The sequence below is a fragment of the Herpetosiphonaceae bacterium genome, from assembly GCA_036374795.1.
Classification (GTDB): domain Bacteria; phylum Chloroflexota; class Chloroflexia; order Chloroflexales; family Kallotenuaceae; genus LB3-1.
In genome coordinates this window covers 1-1053 of sequence record DASUTC010000228.1, presented here as the reverse complement: position 1 = coordinate 1053, position 1053 = coordinate 1, and the positions used below count along the sequence as shown (strand labels likewise).

The following is a 1053-nucleotide window of genomic DNA, read 5'->3' as shown; positions in this document are numbered from 1 at the left end:
CGGCGACCTCGCGCGCTACCTGGTCGACGGCACGCTCGAATTCGTGGGCCGGAGCGACGATCAGGTCAAGATCCGGGGGTATCGCATCGAACTCGGCGAGGTCGAGGCCGCGCTGACCCAGCACGAGGCCGTCCGTGAGGCAGTCGTCGTGGCGCGCGCCGATGCCGACCGTAGCGAGCAGCGCCTGGTGGCCTATCTGGTGGCGCACGAGGGCGCAATAGTGCCGAGCGCCGAGGCGCTGCGTGCCTTCCTGCTGCGCACGCTGCCCGCCTACATGGTCCCCAGCGCTGTTGTGCCGCTCGCCGCTTTGCCGCTCACCCGTCACGGCAAGGTCGATCGCAAGGCCCTGCCCAATCCGGAAGAAAGCCAGGCTGATCCTGCCGCGTCGTATGTCGCGCCGCAGACCGCCGCCGAGCAGACCTTAGCCCAGATCTGGGCGGCGGTCCTGCGTCGCGAGCAGGTCGGCATCCACGACAACTTCTTTGCCCTAGGCGGCGATTCGATCCTGAGCATTCAGATCGTTGCGCGTGCTACTGAGGCGGGACTACGTATCACGCCGCGCCAGCTCTTCGAGTATCAGACCATCGCCGCGCTCGCAGCGGTCGTCGATAGCGCGCCAGTTGTGATCGCCGAGCAGGGCCTTGTCACCGGCGATGTGCCGCTGACGCCGATCCAGCGGCATTTCTTCGAGCGGAACCTGCCGGATGTGCATCACTTCAACCAGTCGATCGTGCTCGAAGCCGAGGAAGCGCTTGATCCAGCGCTGCTCGCACAGGCGGTCCAGTATCTCCTGGTCCATCACGACGCGCTGCGGCTGCGCTTTCACGCCACCGACGCGGGCTGGCACCAGGAGAACGCCGGGCTCGAAGAGGGCACGGTCTGGTCCGAGATCGATCTCTCGGCGCTGCCGCCTGCCGAGCAAGAAGCGACGCTCGCATCAACCGCCGCAGCGCTTCAGGCGAGCCTGAACATCACGCGGGGGCCGCTGCTGCGGGCGGCGCTGATCACCTGCGGTCCCACGCAGCCGCAGCGCCTCCTGCTCGTCGTCCATCA

The 1053-nt window shown here is 67.4% G+C and carries 1 protein-coding gene; it reads left to right on the top strand.

What is annotated here, in order from left to right:
- Positions 1-1053 (top strand): condensation domain-containing protein (locus VFZ66_17140; protein ID HEX6290913.1); only part of this gene is annotated, 1053 nt, incomplete at both ends.